Source organism: Francisella sp. SYW-2 (assembly GCF_008711475.1).
GTDB classification, from domain to species: Bacteria; Pseudomonadota; Gammaproteobacteria; order Francisellales; family Francisellaceae; genus Francisella; species Francisella salimarina.
Genome location: NZ_VXKO01000001.1, coordinates 110,158 through 128,498 on the forward strand (window position 1 = coordinate 110,158; position 18,341 = coordinate 128,498).

Sequence of the window (18,341 nt, forward strand, 5' to 3'; positions counted from 1 at the left end):
TTAACATAAAGCAAACAGAAAGATGTTTATTTGGCTATGGAATTTTATTTAGTTGGTGGTGCTGTTAGAGATATATTGCTTGGTATAGCACCCAAAGACAGAGATTGGGTGGTGATTGGTGCTACAGAAGCTCAAATGATCAAAGCTGGCTTCACAAAAATACTATCTAGTTTTCCAGTCTTTTTACACCCAGAGACTAAAGAAGAGTATGCCTTAGCTAGATCAGAAAAAAAAATAGCTAAAGGCTATCATGGTTTTGAAGTTAATTTTTCAAGCAATATCACATTAGAAGAAGACTTAAAACGTAGAGACTTGACCATCAACTCCATGGCAATAGATAAAAGCAATAATATAATCGATCCCTTTAATGGTCAGGTTGATATTAAAAAGAGGATACTTCGACATACTTCAGAAGCCTTTATCGAAGATCCTTTACGCGTGGTTAGACTAGCTCGCTTCAAAGCCCAACTTAGCGCTTTTAACTTCTCAGTTGCTGACGAAACTATAAATATAGTCGATTCTGTTATTAAGTCAGGAGAGCTAAACTACCTAACTAAGGAGCGCTTGCATATAGAGTTTATCAAGGCACTTAAAAACCCAAGGATTTTTTTTGAGACATTAGACAATCTTGAAGCCTTGGAGGTGACATTCCCATATATAAAAAAATCTTTGGACACAATACCAAACATAAGTTTCTTTGAGAGCAAAATTTACTTAAAATCTTCAAATGATGAGAAAATATGCCTATGTCTTCTAGACATTAAAGATGAGTTTGTTAAACATATAAAGCTGGAATTACTTCTATCAAACAATCAATACAAACTCTTAAATGCAGTCATAACTATAAGAAAAATTTTTGAACTTAAAAAGACAAGTGCCAGAGATGTTCTTAGACTATTAAAAAAAGCAAATTTAATAAGAAATAAAGAGCTACAACAAGTTGGCACAAATACTTACAGAAAATATCTAACAATAAATAATTCCAATACTTCAAACAAAACTATTGAACAGCTAAAAAACACTTTCCATGCCATAAATACCTCTAATATTAAAGACCTGACCATAACAGTGCCAAAAGAAGATCTCTCAAACGCTATAGAATCGCTTTATATTGATAATATAAAAAAGCAATTAAATCTATGATACAATTACAAAAATTTCTTTGTTTTTAGAAAAATTTAATGATGAGATTCATATTTAGAAATATTTTTTTATTTAATACTTTTGTTTGCTTAATCGCATTGGCTGTAGTTATGATTACCATTTTCGGTTTAAACTGGAAGCCCTGCCCAATGTGCCTAATTCAACAACTATGTGTTATATGCATCATGATATTTAGTATCCTAGGGTTAATCAAAAACAGTTCAAAAGGATTTAGTTCAATAGTACTGATAGTAATTGTATTAATCACTATTGTTGGTTGCTATATCGCTGCCGATCAAGCTTATTTACAGTACTTCTCATCAACAATATCGAATGATCCAACAGACTGTGGTGTTATTAGTAACCCATTGTTAATTGATGCTACAAAATCATTAACAGGAACTGTTAGTAGCTGTACTAGTATTTCCGAAGAGATCTCTGGTGTTAGTTTGGCAGTATATAGCTTGATATTTTTCATTTGCCTATTAGGCATAAATTGTATTAGTTTATTTATAAGAATATTTAAAAAATAGTGGGATATAACAGTGGATTTTAAAAAAACTTTTTTAGACCTTAAAGAAAAAATTAATTCTAGTAAGAGAAACTATCTGATTTTTGTACTAGCAACCATTGTCATAGCATGGCTCATACTGGGCAAACTTGGAATATCTCTAGCAATTGTCTACTTTATTTTCCAAATCAACTATATAAAAACAAAACTTTCTCTTCTCAAAAACAAGCGTACCGCCTCAATAGCTGTTGTAGTAGCAACACTAATACTCTTTGGAAGTATTTTTGGATTTGCCGAACTTATTCAAAGTATGATTAAAAAAGGTATGGCTTCATACGTGCCTCAGCCTGTAGCTGTAACATCTTCAGTTGTAGAAAAAACAGACTGGAAACAGGTCATAAACACTATTGGTGAAGCACAAGCTATTCAATCCACAGAGATATCTTCTCAATCTGGTGGTATTGTAAGTGAAATTAATTTTAAGAGTGGACAAGAAGTTAAAGAAGGTGATCTTTTATTTAAACTAGACACCAGTCAACTAAAAGCTAGTTTAGAAGAAGCATTATCAAACCTTAAACTTGCCAAGATCACAAAAGATCGTTACAACAAACTTGTTGAACAAAGAGCAACTTCAAAAGAGTCCGCTGATAAAGCTAATGCTGACTACCTTTCTAAATTAGCTCAAGTTCAAAATATAGAGTCACAAATAGGCTTCAAAGAAATTAGAGCTCCATTTGACGGTAAGATAGGTATCAGAAACATAAGTTTAGGACAATATTTCAACAACGGTGATAATGCTGCTACACTTACAAAGATTGATCCTATATTTATTACATTCCCAGTGCCACAAAACAAAGTGAGCATGATTGATGTTGGTCAAGAAATTAACTTCTATTCTGACTCATATCCTGGTGAAACTTTTACGGCTAAAATTACGGCAATAAACTCTTTTATTAATGATTCAAATAGATCTATAACTGTTCAAGCAACATACCAAAACCCACATCATAAAATTGTCCCAGGAATGTTTTTAACTGTTCATGTTAGCTTACCAGTTAAGAAAAACTCTATTGTGATTCCTAGAAATGCTGTTTCATATAGCCTTTATGGTCAATCAGTATTTACACTCAACCCTGTAATGAAAGATGGCAAACCTGTCACAGCGTCTTACACATCCACCGCTGATGGAGGAATGAAAACTGTTGATACCGACAAGACTTTATACAAGGTGGGACAAGCTAATGTTGAAGTCTTAGAAACTAGAAATAACTTAGCTCTTGTTAAAGGCTTAGAGCCTGGCACTACGATTATTACGTCAGGACAAAATAAAGTGCATAAAGGAATGGATGCAATACTGAACAATAGTGTAAAGATTGACAATAATATATATAATCAGGGAATCCAGTAATGCGTTTAATTGATCTCTTTATTCGAAGACCTGTTCTATCTCTTTCAATAAGCTTTATGATTATTGTTGTAGGAGTTGGCTCATTTTTTCAATTACAAGTTAGACAATACCCATACATAGATAGTGCCACTATTACAGTTACAACAGCATATCCAGGTGCAAACCCTGCTACGATCCAAGCTTTTGTAACTAGACCGATAGAGGCAGCTGTAGGCTCCTCTAAAGGTATTGATTATATGACATCATCATCAGCACTAGGTACAAGTACAATTACGGTATATGTAAAGCTTGGCCAAAATACTAATGATGTACTTTCAGAAGTAGTCCAGAATGTAAACTCTGTACTTAACCAACTTCCTCAAGACGCTTATTCTCCGGCTATTAAATTAAATCCTGCAGATAACTTCCCTTCATTGATTCTAGCTTTCACAAGTAAGACCATGAATACTTCTGAGATATCTGCATATATCAACTCCGAGCTAACACCTAAACTATTAGCTCAAGGGGGGCTTTCATCTGTTGATGTTTGGGGCAATAAGCCTTATGCAATGCGTATTTATCCAAATAAAACTCGCATGGCAGAATATGGAATTACTCCTACAGAATTAGCAACAGCAATAGGTTCAAACAGTTTAGTTTCAGCAGGTGGTCAAATACAAGGACCATACTTAAACTATACACTTAATCCTGAAACAAGTATGTCTACAGCTCAAGAGTATAGAAACTTAATTATCAAAAAAAGTGATAAACAGGTAGTACGACTCAAGGATGTTGCGAAAGTTGAGCTTGGTGCTCAAGACTACAATTCTTCAGTATATTTTGATGGCAAAAATGCTGTCCTAGCAGGTGCTGTAGTCTCCCCTGAGGAAAACCCTCTAGATGTGGTTGATAGACTAGTTGAAGAGCTACCAAATATTAAAGCCGCTTTACCAAATGGTCTAGATGTCAATATTGCATATAACCAAACAACATTTATTGAAGTTTCTATTGAAGAAGTTCTACACACATTATTTGAAGCTGTGATAATTGTATCTGTAGTAATGTTTTTATTCTTAGGATCATTTAGAGCTATTGTTGTTCCAATTGTTGCAATTCCCCTTTCAATTATTGGATCATTCTTTTTAATGTCGCTTATGGGCTTTTCAATCAATCTTCTAACCCTTCTATCCATGATTCTTGCTATCGGTCTTGTAGTTGATGACGCTATCGTTGTACTAGAGAATATTTATAGGCATATCGAAGAAGGAATGGAACCTTTTGCAGCCGCCATCAAAGGAGCTAGAGAAATAGCTAACCCTGTTATATTAATGACTCTAACCCTAGTCGTAGTATATGCTCCAATTGGTATGATGGGAGGCTTCACAGGACAACTATTCACAGAGTTTGCATATTCACTTGCTGGAGCTGTAGTAATATCTGGTATAGTTGCGTATACGCTCTCACCAATGTTATGCTCAAAAATCTTAAATAGAGAAATGATGAGCACAAAACTTGTTAAATTCATTGATAAACTCTTTACAGCATTAACTGCGAAATATAAAGCGATCTTAGAGTTTGTCTTAGATATCAAACCTGCAATAGCTGTTCTAGGACTGATTGTACTAGCTAGCTGTTTCATAATGGGTAAAGGAATTAAGTCCGAATTAGCTCCTAATGAAGATATGGGCTTCCTAGGAATTATGGGACAAGCTCCATCTTCTGCAAATATTAATTACCTAGAAACTTTTGGTACAAAATTAGCTAGTACACTAGATGAAGTACCTGGCAAGCAAGACACCTTTATTCTTAATGGAGTAATGGGGTCAAATGTGATTTTTGGCGGCTTTATTATGCAACCATGGGATAAGAGAGAAATCTCTCAACAAAAAGCTGCTCAGATAGCTCAGGCAAAGGTTACAGAACTACCAGGAATACAAACATATACATATCAAACTCCTGCACTACCAGGAATACCAAGAGGTGCCCCACTATCATTAGTTATTCAAAGTGTTAATGATTATGAGGCTATTGATGAAATTACTAACAAAGTAATTGATAAAATGATGAAAAGCGGATTATTTGTATTCGCTCAAAGTGATCTTAAATTTGATAACCCAGTTGTTGATATTAGTATTGATCGTGAAAAAGCTGGTATATTAGGCATCACTATGTCAGATATTGCTAAAACATTAGGTTACTCTTATGCAGGAGGATATATTAACTATTTCTTCCTAAAAGGATACAGCTTCCAAGTAATTCCCCAATTAGCTCGTAATGAAATGTTAACTCAAGAACAATTAGGTAACATATACATTCGTTCGGATGAGGTTAGTGACTTGTTCAACTCAGAATTGCCTCTGTCGGCATTAGTATCCTTTAAAACAGAGGGCCAACCTCTTACCTTAAACACTTTCCAGCAATTAAATTCATCAACGATTTCTGCTGTTATGGCTCCGGGAATAACTCAAGGTCAAGCTATTGATTATGTTAAAAGTGTAGTTAGAAGTGAATTGCCGGAAGGATTCTCATTTAACTTCTCTGGTTCTGCTCGCCAATATATTGAAAACGGTAGTACTATGATGGTAGCTTTTGCATTTGCAATTGTACTTATCTTTTTAGCTCTATCTGCTCAATTTGAGAGCTTTAGAGATTCTTTGGTAATCTTAGTTACTATACCAATGGCGATATCTGGAGCACTAATACCTTTATATATCGGTCAATATATGGGTGCTGGATGGGCATCACTAAATATCTATACTCAACTAGGTCTTGTAACCTTGATTGGTCTAATATCCAAACAGGGTATCATGGTTGTTGAATTTGCGAATCACTTACAAAAGCATGAAAGAATGAATAAGTATGATGCAATTGTAACATCATCATCACAACGTCTAAGACCTATATTGATGACAGTTTCAGCAATGGTGGTTGGCGTCATACCTCTGGTAACATCATCAGGAGCTGGTGCTATTAGTAGAAACTGTATAGGTGTGGTCATATCTAGCGGACTTGTGATAGGAGCGATCTTCTCACTATTTGTTTTACCTGTGGTATATATGTATATTGCTAGTGATAAATCAAGTGCTGTAAAAACCGATTCAGAGCAACAAAAAATCATCGATAATCTTGAAGAATAAGTATTTATAGAGCCTTTTGTTATTAGTAAATTTATTTTTTTTTTGCTAAAATGAAAATTACTCTAATTTAATATATCTTAATGAATGAATAATTCTCACCTTCCTCAGACCAAGCTATTGGCGACTTTAGCGTGGGTAATATGCTTAATCGCTACTCTTAATTATAGTTACGACTTCTTTATCAGGGCTGCTCCTGGTGTAATGGGAGATAATTTAATTCGTGACTTTGGTATTAGTCATACTCAACTTGGAATGTTATCTTCGGCATATTTTATATCGTATACAATAATGCAAATTCCGGCTGGTGTAATACTAGATAAATATAATCGTAAAGTAGTAATCAGTGTTGCTACAGCATTTTGTGTTCTTGGTAACTATTTATTTTCTGCTACAGATAATTATGAAATCGCCTATATTGGTAGAATCTTTATGGGTATAGGCTCTGCTTTTGGATTTATTGGCGCCGCTAAAATGGCCGCTATGTGGCTACCTGAAAGACTTTTTTCAACATTTATAGGATTTGCAACTGTTGTAGGAATACTGGGTGGTCTAGTTACTGACACAATGCTATCTAGCTTAGTTTCTGAATTAGGTTGGAAAGAAGGTAATGCTGTATTTACATATATTGGTGTCGGAATATTACTACTAATAGTTTTATTTATTCGTGATAATCCAAAACATGTTCAGAAGTTCACTCATCTAAGTGAAGCCAACTTCAAAGAAACTATCATTAAAGTTTTAAAAATCTTTTGTAATATAAGATTTTGGTCAGCAAGCATTATTGGTGCAGTACTATTTATACCTATTAATGTCCTAGGCTCGCTTTGGGGGGTTGGCTTAATCCAAGCTAAATTTGGCCTTAGCCAAGAAACTGCATCACATATAAATGGTGTTTTATTTATTGGTGCTGCAGTAGGCTTCACAATTGCAGCAATTATTGCCTCATTAACAAACAGATATCGTCGTATGTTAATTTTGAGCATAATATCACTTGCTGTAATTTTAGCTATTATTTTATATGTTCCCGTTAATTTATCGCTATTCACCTTACTATACTTCTTGCTTGGTGCCGCAGCTGGACCTCAAGCTGTCACTTTTGGTATAGCCAAGATAATCTCACCTAAAGGAACTGCGGGCTCTGCCACAGCTGGTGTGAATATGATAAACAACTTTATTCCAATTATATTATTGCCACTTGTAGGGTATATACTTACTCATTTTGGCTCACTAATAGATAATTCAACCACCATCTATACTATCTCTAGTTACCAAAACGCTCTTGATATGGTAATAGTATTTCTATTAATTTGCCTTCCTATCGCTATGATAATTCCCAAAGAAGTAGATGCGGATCTTGATCACTAATCAGATATTTTAGCTTTATATATAATTTAAATTCTCTGGATAAGGATTTAAATAACTCTGCTTCTCTAAATACGGCAAATCCAGCTCAATAAGATACATTCTAATTATACTGACAGGAACTTCCCAAGATATTTTACAATCACGATACTTATTAAGTAGCTCTTGTAGATATTGTCTCTGAGCTTTTGAAACTTTTTTATTTATTTCTCTGAGAACATTTTGAAGTGCCATATAATGAGCCCCTCTCTTAGCAGGCTTAGCTATTGCTTGCATAAAAAGCTCGATGTATTTATGCTTTATAGCTTCGACATCTACCTTATTACCAGCTTCTGACAACATATTCCCAAGAATTTTCTTAGTCTTATTGTTGTGCATTCGTAATAAAATTTTATGCTTTGAGTGATATTCCATCATTTCAGTAATATTAGAACACCGCATAAACTCTGTTCTAAGACTATGGTAGCAAAAAACTTTACGCAGAAAATGATCACGTAATGTTTTATCAGTAAGCTTACCATCATCTTCTATAGGCAAAAGAGGGTCATATTCTTTTAATGCTCTTACAAACAAACCATCTGCTTTTTCACCTGTATAGCCATGATTCTCATCAAAAACTCTCGCTGTATTAACACCACAGCTTGGAGATTTCGCCTTTAATATAAAACCATATACAGTATCAAGTTTCGATATAAGCATAGCGACAGCTTTCTGAATCTTATCTGTTACATCATCATGAGTTTTATTGGTTTTAACTGACAAAACATTTGTCTGAATATCTTCAACTAGAAATAAAGTAGGCCTAGGAACTCCAAGACCAGCAGCAACTTCCGGACAAACTATTTTGTAATCAAAATATTCAGCATACGTACCAGTTATGTATGATTTATGGCAATTGCCGCCATTATATCGAACATTATTTCCTACTAGACAACTACTGACACCTATTGGTATTTTGTTCAAAACTTACACCTAATTTAGCTAATATTAATTAAATTATAGATTAGATATCAAGATAATAAAGATATTTATTCAAAAGAAGTAGCTATATTAAGAATCTCTTCAAGTCGATCATCTGTATCTGCAAGTACTAAAATCATAACTTTGTTATTTAGATCAAGATTGCCTATACATGTTATAATTACGCCCTCAGTGTCACCATATGTATAATCAACTCCATTATCTTTAAGATACTGATAATAGTCATCTATAGTTGATCCTTTAGGGACTAACACATTATTATGGCCCACCCAAGGCTTATGCTCACCATTGCGCAATTCGTGCGCTAAAAAGCCTGCATAAATAGCGCCTGTTTGTCGTGCATTAACTTCAAGTACGTAAGGTACAATCTTACCATTAATCTCACGGATAAGAAGATCAACACCCACGACACCTCTAACACCCATGTCACGAAGAATTTCTGTCATTTGATCACAAATTTCTATTACTGCAGGCTCTTCACTAAATTTAGACTTATACTTATTGCCTAAGTGTGTCTGACCATCAAGCATTTGATCACTTAAACCAAGACAGACATCGTCTTCTTTTTTATCACCAATACTTACTTGAAAGGCAGGTGAACCTAAATTATCAAGCCAAGGGTCAATCATAAATACCTCAACCCTATGCATAAGCTTTAGAATATCTCTTAATTCCTTTTCGCTCTCAAACCTATGAATACCGTATCCAGAACAAGCTCGAGGCATAATTACAGCACACTCATAAATACCTTTATTCTCATAGTCACGATAAATCTGTAGAGCTTTTTTAACATAATCTTCATCACTAATTGTCGATATAATATTAACACTCGGAACTAACACACCCTTATCATACAACATTTGCCTAAGGAATGACTTATCATTTAAAAACTGTGATAATGCTTCTGATAGCCCATAGTTTTTATTGTGTTTGATTCCGATTAGTTCGATTGCTGTAGCAGCTGTAAATGGCACAATATGAGTATACTCAGGATTACTAAACTCAGGAATTTGATCAGCATAATTCATAACTATTGTAGACAGCCTAGAGTGCTCCATCAGCTTGTCTAAAAATATAAAGTTATCCATGGTTATATACGTAAGACCAATCCTATTAAAATAACTAACAATTTCTTCAACTTCACTCTGTGTCTTTTTTGGCAGGATAATTTTGTGATCTTTGGCAAGTAAGCACAAAGTACGTGTAACATATTTATTTACAAAAGAGCTAACAAGATCTGCACCATATATATCTGTTGTATTAGGCACATGAATAGCTTTTTTACCCCATATTCTTTCAGAGACAGCATTTGTCTTTTTTATTGCCATATTTTAAGCTCCTATTAGTTGTTTCTGCCGCTTATACGCTACAGCTTTAGCAAATGCGTCAGCCATTGATGCTAACTTATCCGGATCAACTTCTAAATTAGCTATATCATAATGTTCATCCGCAGTTGTTGTTTTAGACAGCAAGTCTTTCGGTATATCAATACAAACTGCCTCAAGCTCGCACACAAGATAGTGAGCCACCAAATGTTCCGCTAGGATATACGGTTTATCATACTCTATATCAATATCAATCTGTTTAAGTTCATGAGATAGAGATTCAATCAAATCTTTGGAGGCAAATATCCCGTTACGAGCATCTCCCGTAAAGAGTTCAGTAACTCTTTTTTCACCCTCTTTATGAGCATTTCTATACAGCTCAATATATTTTCTCAACGTATCAGGAGTTTCTATAATAGCTTCTGAATATCTTTCTTGTACAACATTTGGAGAGTAAGTAGACATGGTATGTAAATCTATGGCAACTGCATTATAAGTTTTGGCAACAGCAACAATATGACATAATTTCTGCATATACTTATCAAATAACTTCATAAGCTCTTGTTTAAGTTCTATATGCTGATTATAGTCGATGATATCTCTTATACAGTTTGGATATAATCTTCCCGCATCTAATATGGAGCGAGGGAAAGAAGGCTCTGCAATAAGTGTGTATAACCCATATTCTAAATAGAGCCTCTGAGCTATTGCATGAGAGAGCGAATGTGTACCGAAATCATATTCTATTGATAAAAAATCATCAAACTCTTCTTTACTAAGTTTGACAAGCTGTCCAATAGCAGGAAAATCAAACTCAACAAAATCTTTACCTAATTCTGCATGAGGGCATGTAATGACTAAGTCAAACTTTAAATCTTCCTGGGTATAGAAGTATAGAGTAGCCGCTTCATAGTATTTTACGTAGAAAGGCTCAACTACTTTATTCATGCTATCTAACAAAATTATATAATTATTATTTATGATAATATTCGATTATAGCAATTATAAAACTAATAATAAAATTCAAAATTGATTATAATTATTTTTACTAAATATTTAATCCTGTATCGGTATGTTTTTTAAGAATAAAAAAGAAAGCTCCATCTTAAGCTTTCTAGTTGTTTCTTTTGCAAGCTTTTTTGCTATTTTTATGCTTGTTATCTCTATTTTTAGCTTTTATCAGGTTAAGCACCAAAACAACTCTCTTTTTAACTATCAATTAAAAACCGCAGCGCAAGTTATTGAAACTGTTCTAAAAATATACCCATTAGAAGATGATGAAAATACTACCGATATGATTGTTAACAAAATATCCTCTTCTTTTTTGAATATTAAGAATTATAATGAAAGCGTTGGCTTTATCGTATATGATAGAAAACACAAAAAGCTACTATTAAAAACATCAAACTTGCCATCATTTCATAAGAATTATGATGGAATTACATCTACTACAGGGTTTGAATGGATTTATACAGATACTGATGGTATTCATAAACACTGGTATACATATACTCTAAAGACAGACGGTGGAGATGTAGTAACAGTATTCGTAAATAATTCTGATAAAGATAAACTATCTCGACAAATAATTTTTAAGTTTGCAATACTTTTAGCATCAATATATATAATCCTTATTGGATTTATCTATTACATACTAAAAACTGCTCTTTATCCTCTAGAAAGAATAAATAAGCGTGTAGCAAAAATTAATCCTCGTAGAAATGAGAAACTTAATGAGGATATTATTCCCTTTGAGATAAAATCTATCGTTGAACAGATTAATTCATTAATAGAAAAGTTTCATGCAACATTAGAGAGGGAAAAGCGATTCTCAGGCGATGCTGCACACGAACTTAAGACTCCTATAGCAGGAGTAAAAACTTTGGTTGAGATTGCGCTTGCATCTGATGACATAAATGAGATTAAACAAAAACTCGAACGAATCAAAAACTCCACCAATAGATACTCTCACATTATTGACCAGTTATTAACATTAAGTAGAATCCAGCCGAATGAGCAAATCACATTTGGTAAAAAACTTATGATCAATACTGTACTTGAAACATTCATTGCTGATAATGCTATTAAAGCTATCGAGAAAAATATAGAAATTGCCTTCTATCCATCACAAGAAAATTTATATTGCTATAGTAACGAATACCTATTAGGAATAATGTTTAAGAACCTAATATCAAATGCTATAAAATATACTCCAGATGGTGGACTCGTTGAGATACACTCTTTCCAAAAGGATGATAATATCGTTGTTGAAATTAAAGATAATGGTATAGGTGTCCCTCCTGAAAATATCGAACGTATTTTTGATAGATTCTATAGGGAGACAGGAACCGGTGAAGAAGGAAGCGGACTTGGACTGGCAATAGTTTCAGAAATCGTAAGGCTCCATGACGGTAAGATATTTGCACAAAACAATACTGATGGGAATGGTATCACTGTTACTGTCAAAATTCCTATTGAGCATAAACAAGAAGACTAAATATATCTTTCTAGAGCCTTTGAAATCTCAGGATCCTCAAACTCAAAACCCTCTCTTTGTAATTTAGTTGGTTTTATGTTTTGGCTAGATAACAAAAGCTCCTCCCCCATCTGTCCAAACATTAGCTTAATCATTGCACTTGGAATCTTAATTATACGTTTTTTGGCTAGATATTTACCCAAAAGCTCTATTAAGTGCCTATGCTGGCTAGCTTCGGGCGATGTCAGATTATATACTTCTTTCTTGTCCAACTTGTTGTCTATAATAAACTCAACCGCTCTCGATAAGTCAAAGACACTTATCCAAGTCATATAATTATGTCCATTACCAAACATTGTCAAAAAGCCAAATTTAGCAGGCATAATCATTTTTTCAAGAACACCACCGTTACCGATAACAACCCCAAAACGCATGATTGTGTACCTAGCTAGCGGAGAATCCACTAAACATTTCTCCCAACTATCAACAACTTGCTGACCGAAAGTTAAGTTATCAAACTTTCTATCATGCTTTTCTTCATCCTGAGGAATATCAGAAAAATTATAATAGCCAATAGCACTAGCATTAATTAGCCAAATATTTTTATTACCTATTAGTTCAACCAACCTAGTAGTTGGTTCTATACGACTAGATATAATCTTATTCTTAACAGAGTTACTCCAACGCTTCTGACCAATGTTATAACCACATAAATTTATGACAATATCAAAATCGGATATCTTAACCTCATCAAGTTCAGACCAAGTTAATAAATCATCATAGTATCCAATTTTAGATTTTTGCGATCTAGTGAGTAATGTCAATCTATACTTAGGACTTAAATATTTTGATAACTCCCTACCTACAAATCCTGATCCGCCTGCTACTAGTATTTTCATAAGATCTCCTAAAATCTTAACTTATACTACTATTATATTTGTAAAATTTGACTAAGTAACATTACAATTTATTAATCTAGTTTGTGGTTACTTGAGAATAGTAAACTATTGTGAGATTCTATTTATAGTAGCCTCCCAGCTGAAAATCATAATAAAAGTTACTAGCCTAATCTATAAATAGGTTGGTTTTAATAACAACGAAAAAATAGAGGTTCTTTCTATGTACTGGGTCGAAATACTATCAAGAATACAGTTTGCCTTTACGGTAAGTTTTCATATTTTGTTTCCAGCCTTCAGTATTGGGTTATCAACATTTTTGATGATCTTCGAGGCTTTATGGCTAATTACCAAAAATGATAAATACCTCGCTATAGTGAAATTCTGGACAAAGATATTTGCTCTTACGTTTGGTATGGGCGTTGTGTCTGGAATTGTTATGGAGTTCCAATTTGGTGCTAACTGGGCAGGCTTTGCCGAAAAAGTTGGTCCTGTACTTGGCTCTCTGTTCACATATGAAGTCCTTACAGCTTTCTTCATAGAGGCTGGAGCATTAGGTATTATGATTTTCGGTTGGGGTAGAATAAACAAATATGTTCATTTTTTGGCTAACTTCACAATATTTGTTGGTGTGACATTATCAGCCTTTTGGATATTATCAGCTAACTCATGGATGCAAACACCTGATGGTGTGAACTATATCAATGGTAAGTTTGAAGTATACAGCTGGTATCATGTAATCTTTAACCCTTCTGTGATTCCAAGGTATATCCATATGCTTATGGCTGCATACTTGAGTACTCTAATGGTTATACTAGGTGTTAGTGCATATTACATTATCAAGGATAAACATCACACCTTTGCAAAAACATGCATCAAATTTTCGATAGTTTCCATTCTAATTTTAAGTATAGGTCAACTTGGTGTGGGTGACGATGTAGGTAGAGAAGTACATGAACATCAGCCACTTAAAACAGCGGCAATGGAAGGTGTTTGGGATACTCAGAAAGGCGCTCCTTTTGTAATATTTGCATACCCAAGCGAATCACAAGAAAAGAACTTATTCGCTATAGAGATTCCTAAGCTTGCTTCTCTAATAAACACTCATGAGTTGGACGGAGAATTAATAGGTCTTAAATCTGTTCCGGAAAAAGATAGACCAGTGGTTGCTGTCGTATTTTATAGCTTTAGAATAATGGTAGGTATTGGTACACTAATGATACTTATGGGTGTTGTAGGAACTATACTCTTAGCGAGAAAAAAACTACAAACTTCAAAATGGTTCCTAAGACTCTGTACACTAACTACACCACTTGGTTTTGTTGCTATCATCACAGGATGGTTCACAGCAGAATTTGGTAGACAACCTTGGACTGTATATAACATACTAAGGACTGAGTATTCCGTCAGTGATATTAACTTCTGGCAAGTGTTTAGCTCATTAGCAGCAATAATCATTGTTTACTTCATTATATTTGGGTTCTTCTACTTCAGATACTTATTTAGAATTATAAATGGTGGTCCAAGTACTGGTGGAGAAGAAAGAATGCCTTACTCATACTTCCAATCAGTTGAGAAGACTACAGGCGAGGAGGAATAATTATGGACTTAGGATTAATTTGGTTATTTATAATTGCTTTTGCTCTACTACTGTATATTGTATTAGATGGATTTGCTCTAGGCATGGGGTCACTATTTCCATTTTTTGATGATCATCAAAAAGATATTGCAGTGAGTATATTACTACCAACTTGGGATGGTAACCAAACATGGCTAGTTTTTGCTTTAGCGTGCTTTTATGGGATGTTTCCTATCGCATTTGCCTACATATTCCCTAAGATTTACTTATCCGCGATACTTTTAGTAGTTATGATACTCTTCAGAGGTATTTGCTTTGAGTTTAGACTAAAATCTCATAAAGGTATCAAAAACTGGGATAAGCTTTTCTTCATATCTTCATTAACGGCAACTTTTCTGCAAGGCTACATAGTTGGCGAATTGATAGTAGGTTTCCCACATAGTACTTTTTATGGTGCTGGCTTTTCCATACTTACTGGTATTGCTTTGGTATTTGGTTATAGTTTACTTGGTGCAACTCGCCTTATACTTAAGACTGAAGGAGAGCTTTTTGATAAAGCTAAAAGACTAGCTAAATCATGTAGTATAGTACTTGCGATATTAATGTTAATTATTGGAGCAATTACTCCTATATATACCAAACTACCTTTAGATAGCTTCTATAAAATGACTGTTCTTGGTGCACTTTTTGTACTTACCATTATAAGTTTCTTAGTTCTTATCAAAGTGATAGATGCTAAAAATCATGCTTTACCATATTGGTCAGCTGTAGCAATATTTGTCTTTACATATACAAGTATGTTGGCACTAATATTTCCATATATTATCCCTTATCACATTACATACACTCAAGCACAAGCTAGTGATACCACATTACTATTTACGCTAATTCCAGCTGTAATTATGATCCCATTACTATTGCTATACACCAGCTATGCTTATTATATCTTCAGAGGAAAAACCAAAGAAAAACTAAGTTACTAGGAGAACTAATTTGAAAAGCTATAAAAATCTAGATATTTATCTCGCATATTTTGGCTTAATACCTTTTGTTTTCTTCTCACTCTGTCTAATACTTGGCTATAACGACTTTTTAATATTTGGCAATATAATTAAAGCTATCTCACTATATGGAGTGGTTATTGCATCATTTATGGCTGGAACCCATTGGGGCAGACAAATTAATTTAGAACCCAGCTCTACAAAAATATTTATACAGCTTACTAGTAATTTAAATGCAATAATTATTTGGTTTGGATATCTAAACTTAGATCCCAAAGATTTTATATTATTACTTATAGCAGAATTTCTAGTATTACTTAAAGTCGATTACTACTTCTTTAAGTTAAACCTTATCAGTTCAAAATATTTCAAATGTATAAGACTACCAATAACACTATGTGTTGTTATTTCACTAGCAGTTTCTTGGAGTCTTGTATGAAAGTGGCAATAATAGGTGCTGGTCTTGCTGGATTAACCGCTGCAAATATTCTAAAAGATTTGACACAAATAACTATTTTTGAGAAATCTCGTGGAGTTAGTGGCAGAATGTCAACTAGATATGCTGACCCTTACTACTTTGATCATGGAGCTCAATACTTCACTGCTAAATCCCTTGAGTTTAAAGAGTTCCTTAAACCAATGATAGATCAAGGCATAATCAAAAACTGGCAAGCAAATTTTGTTGAAATCAAAAACTCTGAGATAATAAATCAAAAACCTTGGGGTAATGAATATAAACATTATGTTGGCTCTCCTAAAATGAATGCCGTAGCGCAATACTTAGCTCAAGATCTAGATATATCTCTGAACACACGTGTTAGCTCTATCACCAAAGAAGATAGACTTTGGATTGTTAAGGATGATAACAACCAATTTTTAGGATATTTTGACTGGATTATTTTTGCAATCCCATCAGACCAACTTAAAGATTTACTACCTCAAAACACTTCTTTCTATAACCAAATTAGCTCGATAAAAATGGATAGCTGCTTTTCACTAATGCTTGGTTATAATAAAGAGATTAATCTGAATTTTGATGCTGCTCTAGTACATGACGAGATAATTAGTTGGATATCTCTCAACAGCTCAAAACCAGATCGTAATACCCCTAGCTGCTTAATTATACACTCTGCAAATAAATGGGCTAATCAATATATTGATTACGATCGTGAACAAATCCTAGAAACAATTTTTGAAAGAGTCAAAGAGATATTAGCTATAAATCTAAATCAGCCAGATTATAGAACACTACATGCCTGGCGTTATGCAAATATAGGTAAACAAAATACACCTGGTTACTTTATTGATACAAACCAAAATATATCCGCATGTGGTGACTGGTGTATAAAGGGGCGTGTTGAATCTGCATTTACAAGTGCTTCAATATTGGCCAATCAGATTAAAAATTTATTATAATATCAAAAACAGAATCAAATATTATCGAAACATACCCTATCTTATTATTATATACTTAGCTGCCTCTTCAGGAGTTATTGTTCCCGCTTTAAGAAGGTTTTCTATACTTTGCTCCATAGTTGCCATACCTTTTGCCGTACCAGTCTGAAGAGCTGTGTATATTTGAGAAAGCTTATTCTCTTTTATCATATTTCTGATACCAGTATTAGAAATAAGAACCTCATACCCAGCAACACGCCCACCACCTTTACGCTTAAGAAGACGCTGAGATATTACAATCTGTAAAGATTCTGCTAACATATTACGGACTAATTCCTGCTCAGCTGGTGGAAATACCGATATTACCCTATCCACTGTTTTGATTGCTGACATTGTATGTAATGTCCCTAGTACCAAGTGACCAGTTTCAGCTGCCTCAAGAGCCAAACGTATAGTTTCTAAATCACGCATCTCCCCAACAAGAATACAATCAGGATCTTCCCTTAGTGCTGATTTCAAAGCCGCATTAAAGCTTCTTGTATCTCTTTTGACCTCACGTTGGTTAACTAAAGCTCTTTGGCTTGTATGTACAAATTCAACAGGGTCTTCAATCGTTAGGATATGAGAATCTTCTTTTTGGTTTATCTCGTTTACTAAAGCTGCTAATGTACTACTTTTACCAGAACCTGTAGGTCCGGTAACAAGTATCAAACCACCCTTTTTAGCTTGAACTGTTTTCAGAATCTTAGGAGCCCCGAACTGATCTAGAGTGGGGATAGTATTCTCTAAACGACGAAATACAGCACCATACCCACGATTATGAAAAAATGCATTAACCCTAAATCTTGCATCATTATCTTTATCATCAATTGAAAAATCACATTCATAGGTCTCTACAAGCTCATCCTTCTGATCATCTGTCATAATCTCCAAGAGCATTTGAGAGATCATCTTATCATTTAATACAGGAGATGTTTCGATATCAATCAAGTCCCCATCAATTCTATACTTAGCTTTACAACCAGATGATAAATGTAAGTCTGACGCTTTTTTTTGCACACACAGAGTTAATAATTTTCTTATCATATATAAAAAATAAAATTAATAGTTATAGTAAAACTTTATCACTATTAAGAAACAAAAAAAAC

15 protein-coding genes are annotated in these 18,341 nt (G+C 34.0%); 10 read left to right on the forward strand and 5 right to left on the reverse strand.

Annotated features, from left to right (window positions below; translation table 11 throughout):
- Positions 1-36: 36 nt before the first annotated feature.
- From F3D57_RS00545 to F3D57_RS00565, 5 genes are all read left to right on the forward strand, one after another.
- Positions 37-1,143: a CCA tRNA nucleotidyltransferase gene (locus F3D57_RS00545; protein WP_150464843.1), complete on the forward strand. Its 1,107-nt coding sequence runs from the start codon at positions 37-39 to the stop codon at positions 1,141-1,143.
- Between the two features lie 41 nt (positions 1,144-1,184).
- Positions 1,185-1,676 (forward strand): disulfide bond formation protein B, encoded by a 492-nt coding sequence (locus F3D57_RS00550; protein ID WP_041263888.1) that lies wholly within the window; start codon positions 1,185-1,187, stop codon positions 1,674-1,676.
- Between the two features lie 12 nt (positions 1,677-1,688).
- Complete coding sequence (locus F3D57_RS00555; protein WP_013922381.1) at positions 1,689-3,062, forward strand: efflux RND transporter periplasmic adaptor subunit; 1,374 nt, start codon at positions 1,689-1,691, stop codon at positions 3,060-3,062.
- Positions 3,062-6,178 carry an efflux RND transporter permease subunit gene (locus tag F3D57_RS00560; protein ID WP_150464844.1) on the forward strand — a complete coding sequence of 1,039 codons (3,117 nt, stop codon included), beginning with the start codon at positions 3,062-3,064 and terminating at the stop codon, positions 6,176-6,178. The genes F3D57_RS00555 and F3D57_RS00560 overlap by 1 nt, the downstream gene beginning before the upstream one ends.
- Positions 6,179-6,262: 84 nt before the next feature.
- On the forward strand, positions 6,263-7,543 hold the full coding sequence (locus tag F3D57_RS00565) for an MFS transporter (RefSeq protein WP_041263619.1): 1,281 nt from the start codon (positions 6,263-6,265) through the stop codon (positions 7,541-7,543).
- Positions 7,544-7,558: 15 nt separating this feature from the next.
- Here the strand turns inward: F3D57_RS00565 and F3D57_RS00570 are convergent, their stop codons facing one another.
- The 3 genes from F3D57_RS00570 to F3D57_RS00585 form a co-directional block, all read right to left on the reverse strand.
- Entirely contained in the window at positions 7,559-8,503 is a 945-nt protein-coding gene (locus tag F3D57_RS00570; protein WP_150464845.1) for a YbgA family protein, read from the reverse strand.
- 65 nt (positions 8,504-8,568) lie between these two features.
- Positions 8,569-9,849 carry an ATP-grasp domain-containing protein gene (locus F3D57_RS00575; protein ID WP_191092322.1) on the reverse strand — a complete coding sequence of 427 codons (1,281 nt, stop codon included), beginning with the start codon at positions 9,847-9,849 and terminating at the stop codon, positions 8,569-8,571.
- Between the two features lie 3 nt (positions 9,850-9,852).
- Positions 9,853-10,806, reverse strand: coding sequence for a hypothetical protein (locus F3D57_RS00585; protein WP_150464847.1), 954 nt, complete (start codon positions 10,804-10,806; stop codon positions 9,853-9,855).
- 112 nt (positions 10,807-10,918) lie between these two features.
- Between F3D57_RS00585 and F3D57_RS00590 the strand changes: the two genes are divergently transcribed.
- A complete protein-coding gene (locus F3D57_RS00590) occupies positions 10,919-12,343 on the forward strand; it encodes a sensor histidine kinase (protein WP_150464158.1) in 1,425 nt (474 codons plus the stop codon).
- On the opposite strand, the gene F3D57_RS00595 is transcribed toward F3D57_RS00590, so the two are convergent.
- Entirely contained in the window at positions 12,340-13,221 is an 882-nt protein-coding gene (locus tag F3D57_RS00595) for a TIGR01777 family oxidoreductase (protein ID WP_150464848.1), read from the reverse strand. The two genes, F3D57_RS00590 and F3D57_RS00595, sit on opposite strands and share 4 nt — an antisense overlap.
- A gap of 220 nt (positions 13,222-13,441) precedes the next feature.
- Here F3D57_RS00595 and F3D57_RS00600 point away from each other — a divergent pair, with 220 nt between their 5' ends.
- From F3D57_RS00600 to F3D57_RS00615, 4 genes are read left to right on the forward strand one after another with little or no spacing between them, the layout of a single operon-like run.
- Positions 13,442-14,818: a cytochrome ubiquinol oxidase subunit I gene (locus F3D57_RS00600; protein WP_146420879.1), complete on the forward strand. Its 1,377-nt coding sequence runs from the start codon at positions 13,442-13,444 to the stop codon at positions 14,816-14,818.
- A gap of 2 nt (positions 14,819-14,820) precedes the next feature.
- The gene (locus tag F3D57_RS00605) at positions 14,821-15,780 is read left to right on the forward strand and encodes a cytochrome d ubiquinol oxidase subunit II (RefSeq protein ID WP_004287013.1); all 960 of its coding nucleotides are present in this window, start codon (positions 14,821-14,823) and stop codon (positions 15,778-15,780) included.
- Positions 15,781-15,790: 10 nt separating this feature from the next.
- On the forward strand, positions 15,791-16,237 hold the full coding sequence (locus F3D57_RS00610; protein ID WP_150464849.1) for a DUF3429 domain-containing protein: 447 nt from the start codon (positions 15,791-15,793) through the stop codon (positions 16,235-16,237).
- Positions 16,234-17,214 (forward strand): NAD(P)/FAD-dependent oxidoreductase, encoded by a 981-nt coding sequence (locus F3D57_RS00615; protein WP_150464850.1) that lies wholly within the window; start codon positions 16,234-16,236, stop codon positions 17,212-17,214. The genes F3D57_RS00610 and F3D57_RS00615 overlap by 4 nt, the downstream gene beginning before the upstream one ends.
- A gap of 36 nt (positions 17,215-17,250) precedes the next feature.
- Here F3D57_RS00615 and F3D57_RS00620 read toward each other — a convergent pair whose 3' ends face one another.
- Positions 17,251-18,279: a type IV pilus twitching motility protein PilT gene (locus F3D57_RS00620; RefSeq protein ID WP_146420883.1), complete on the reverse strand. Its 1,029-nt coding sequence runs from the start codon at positions 18,277-18,279 to the stop codon at positions 17,251-17,253.
- Between the last annotated feature and the right edge of the window lie 62 nt (positions 18,280-18,341).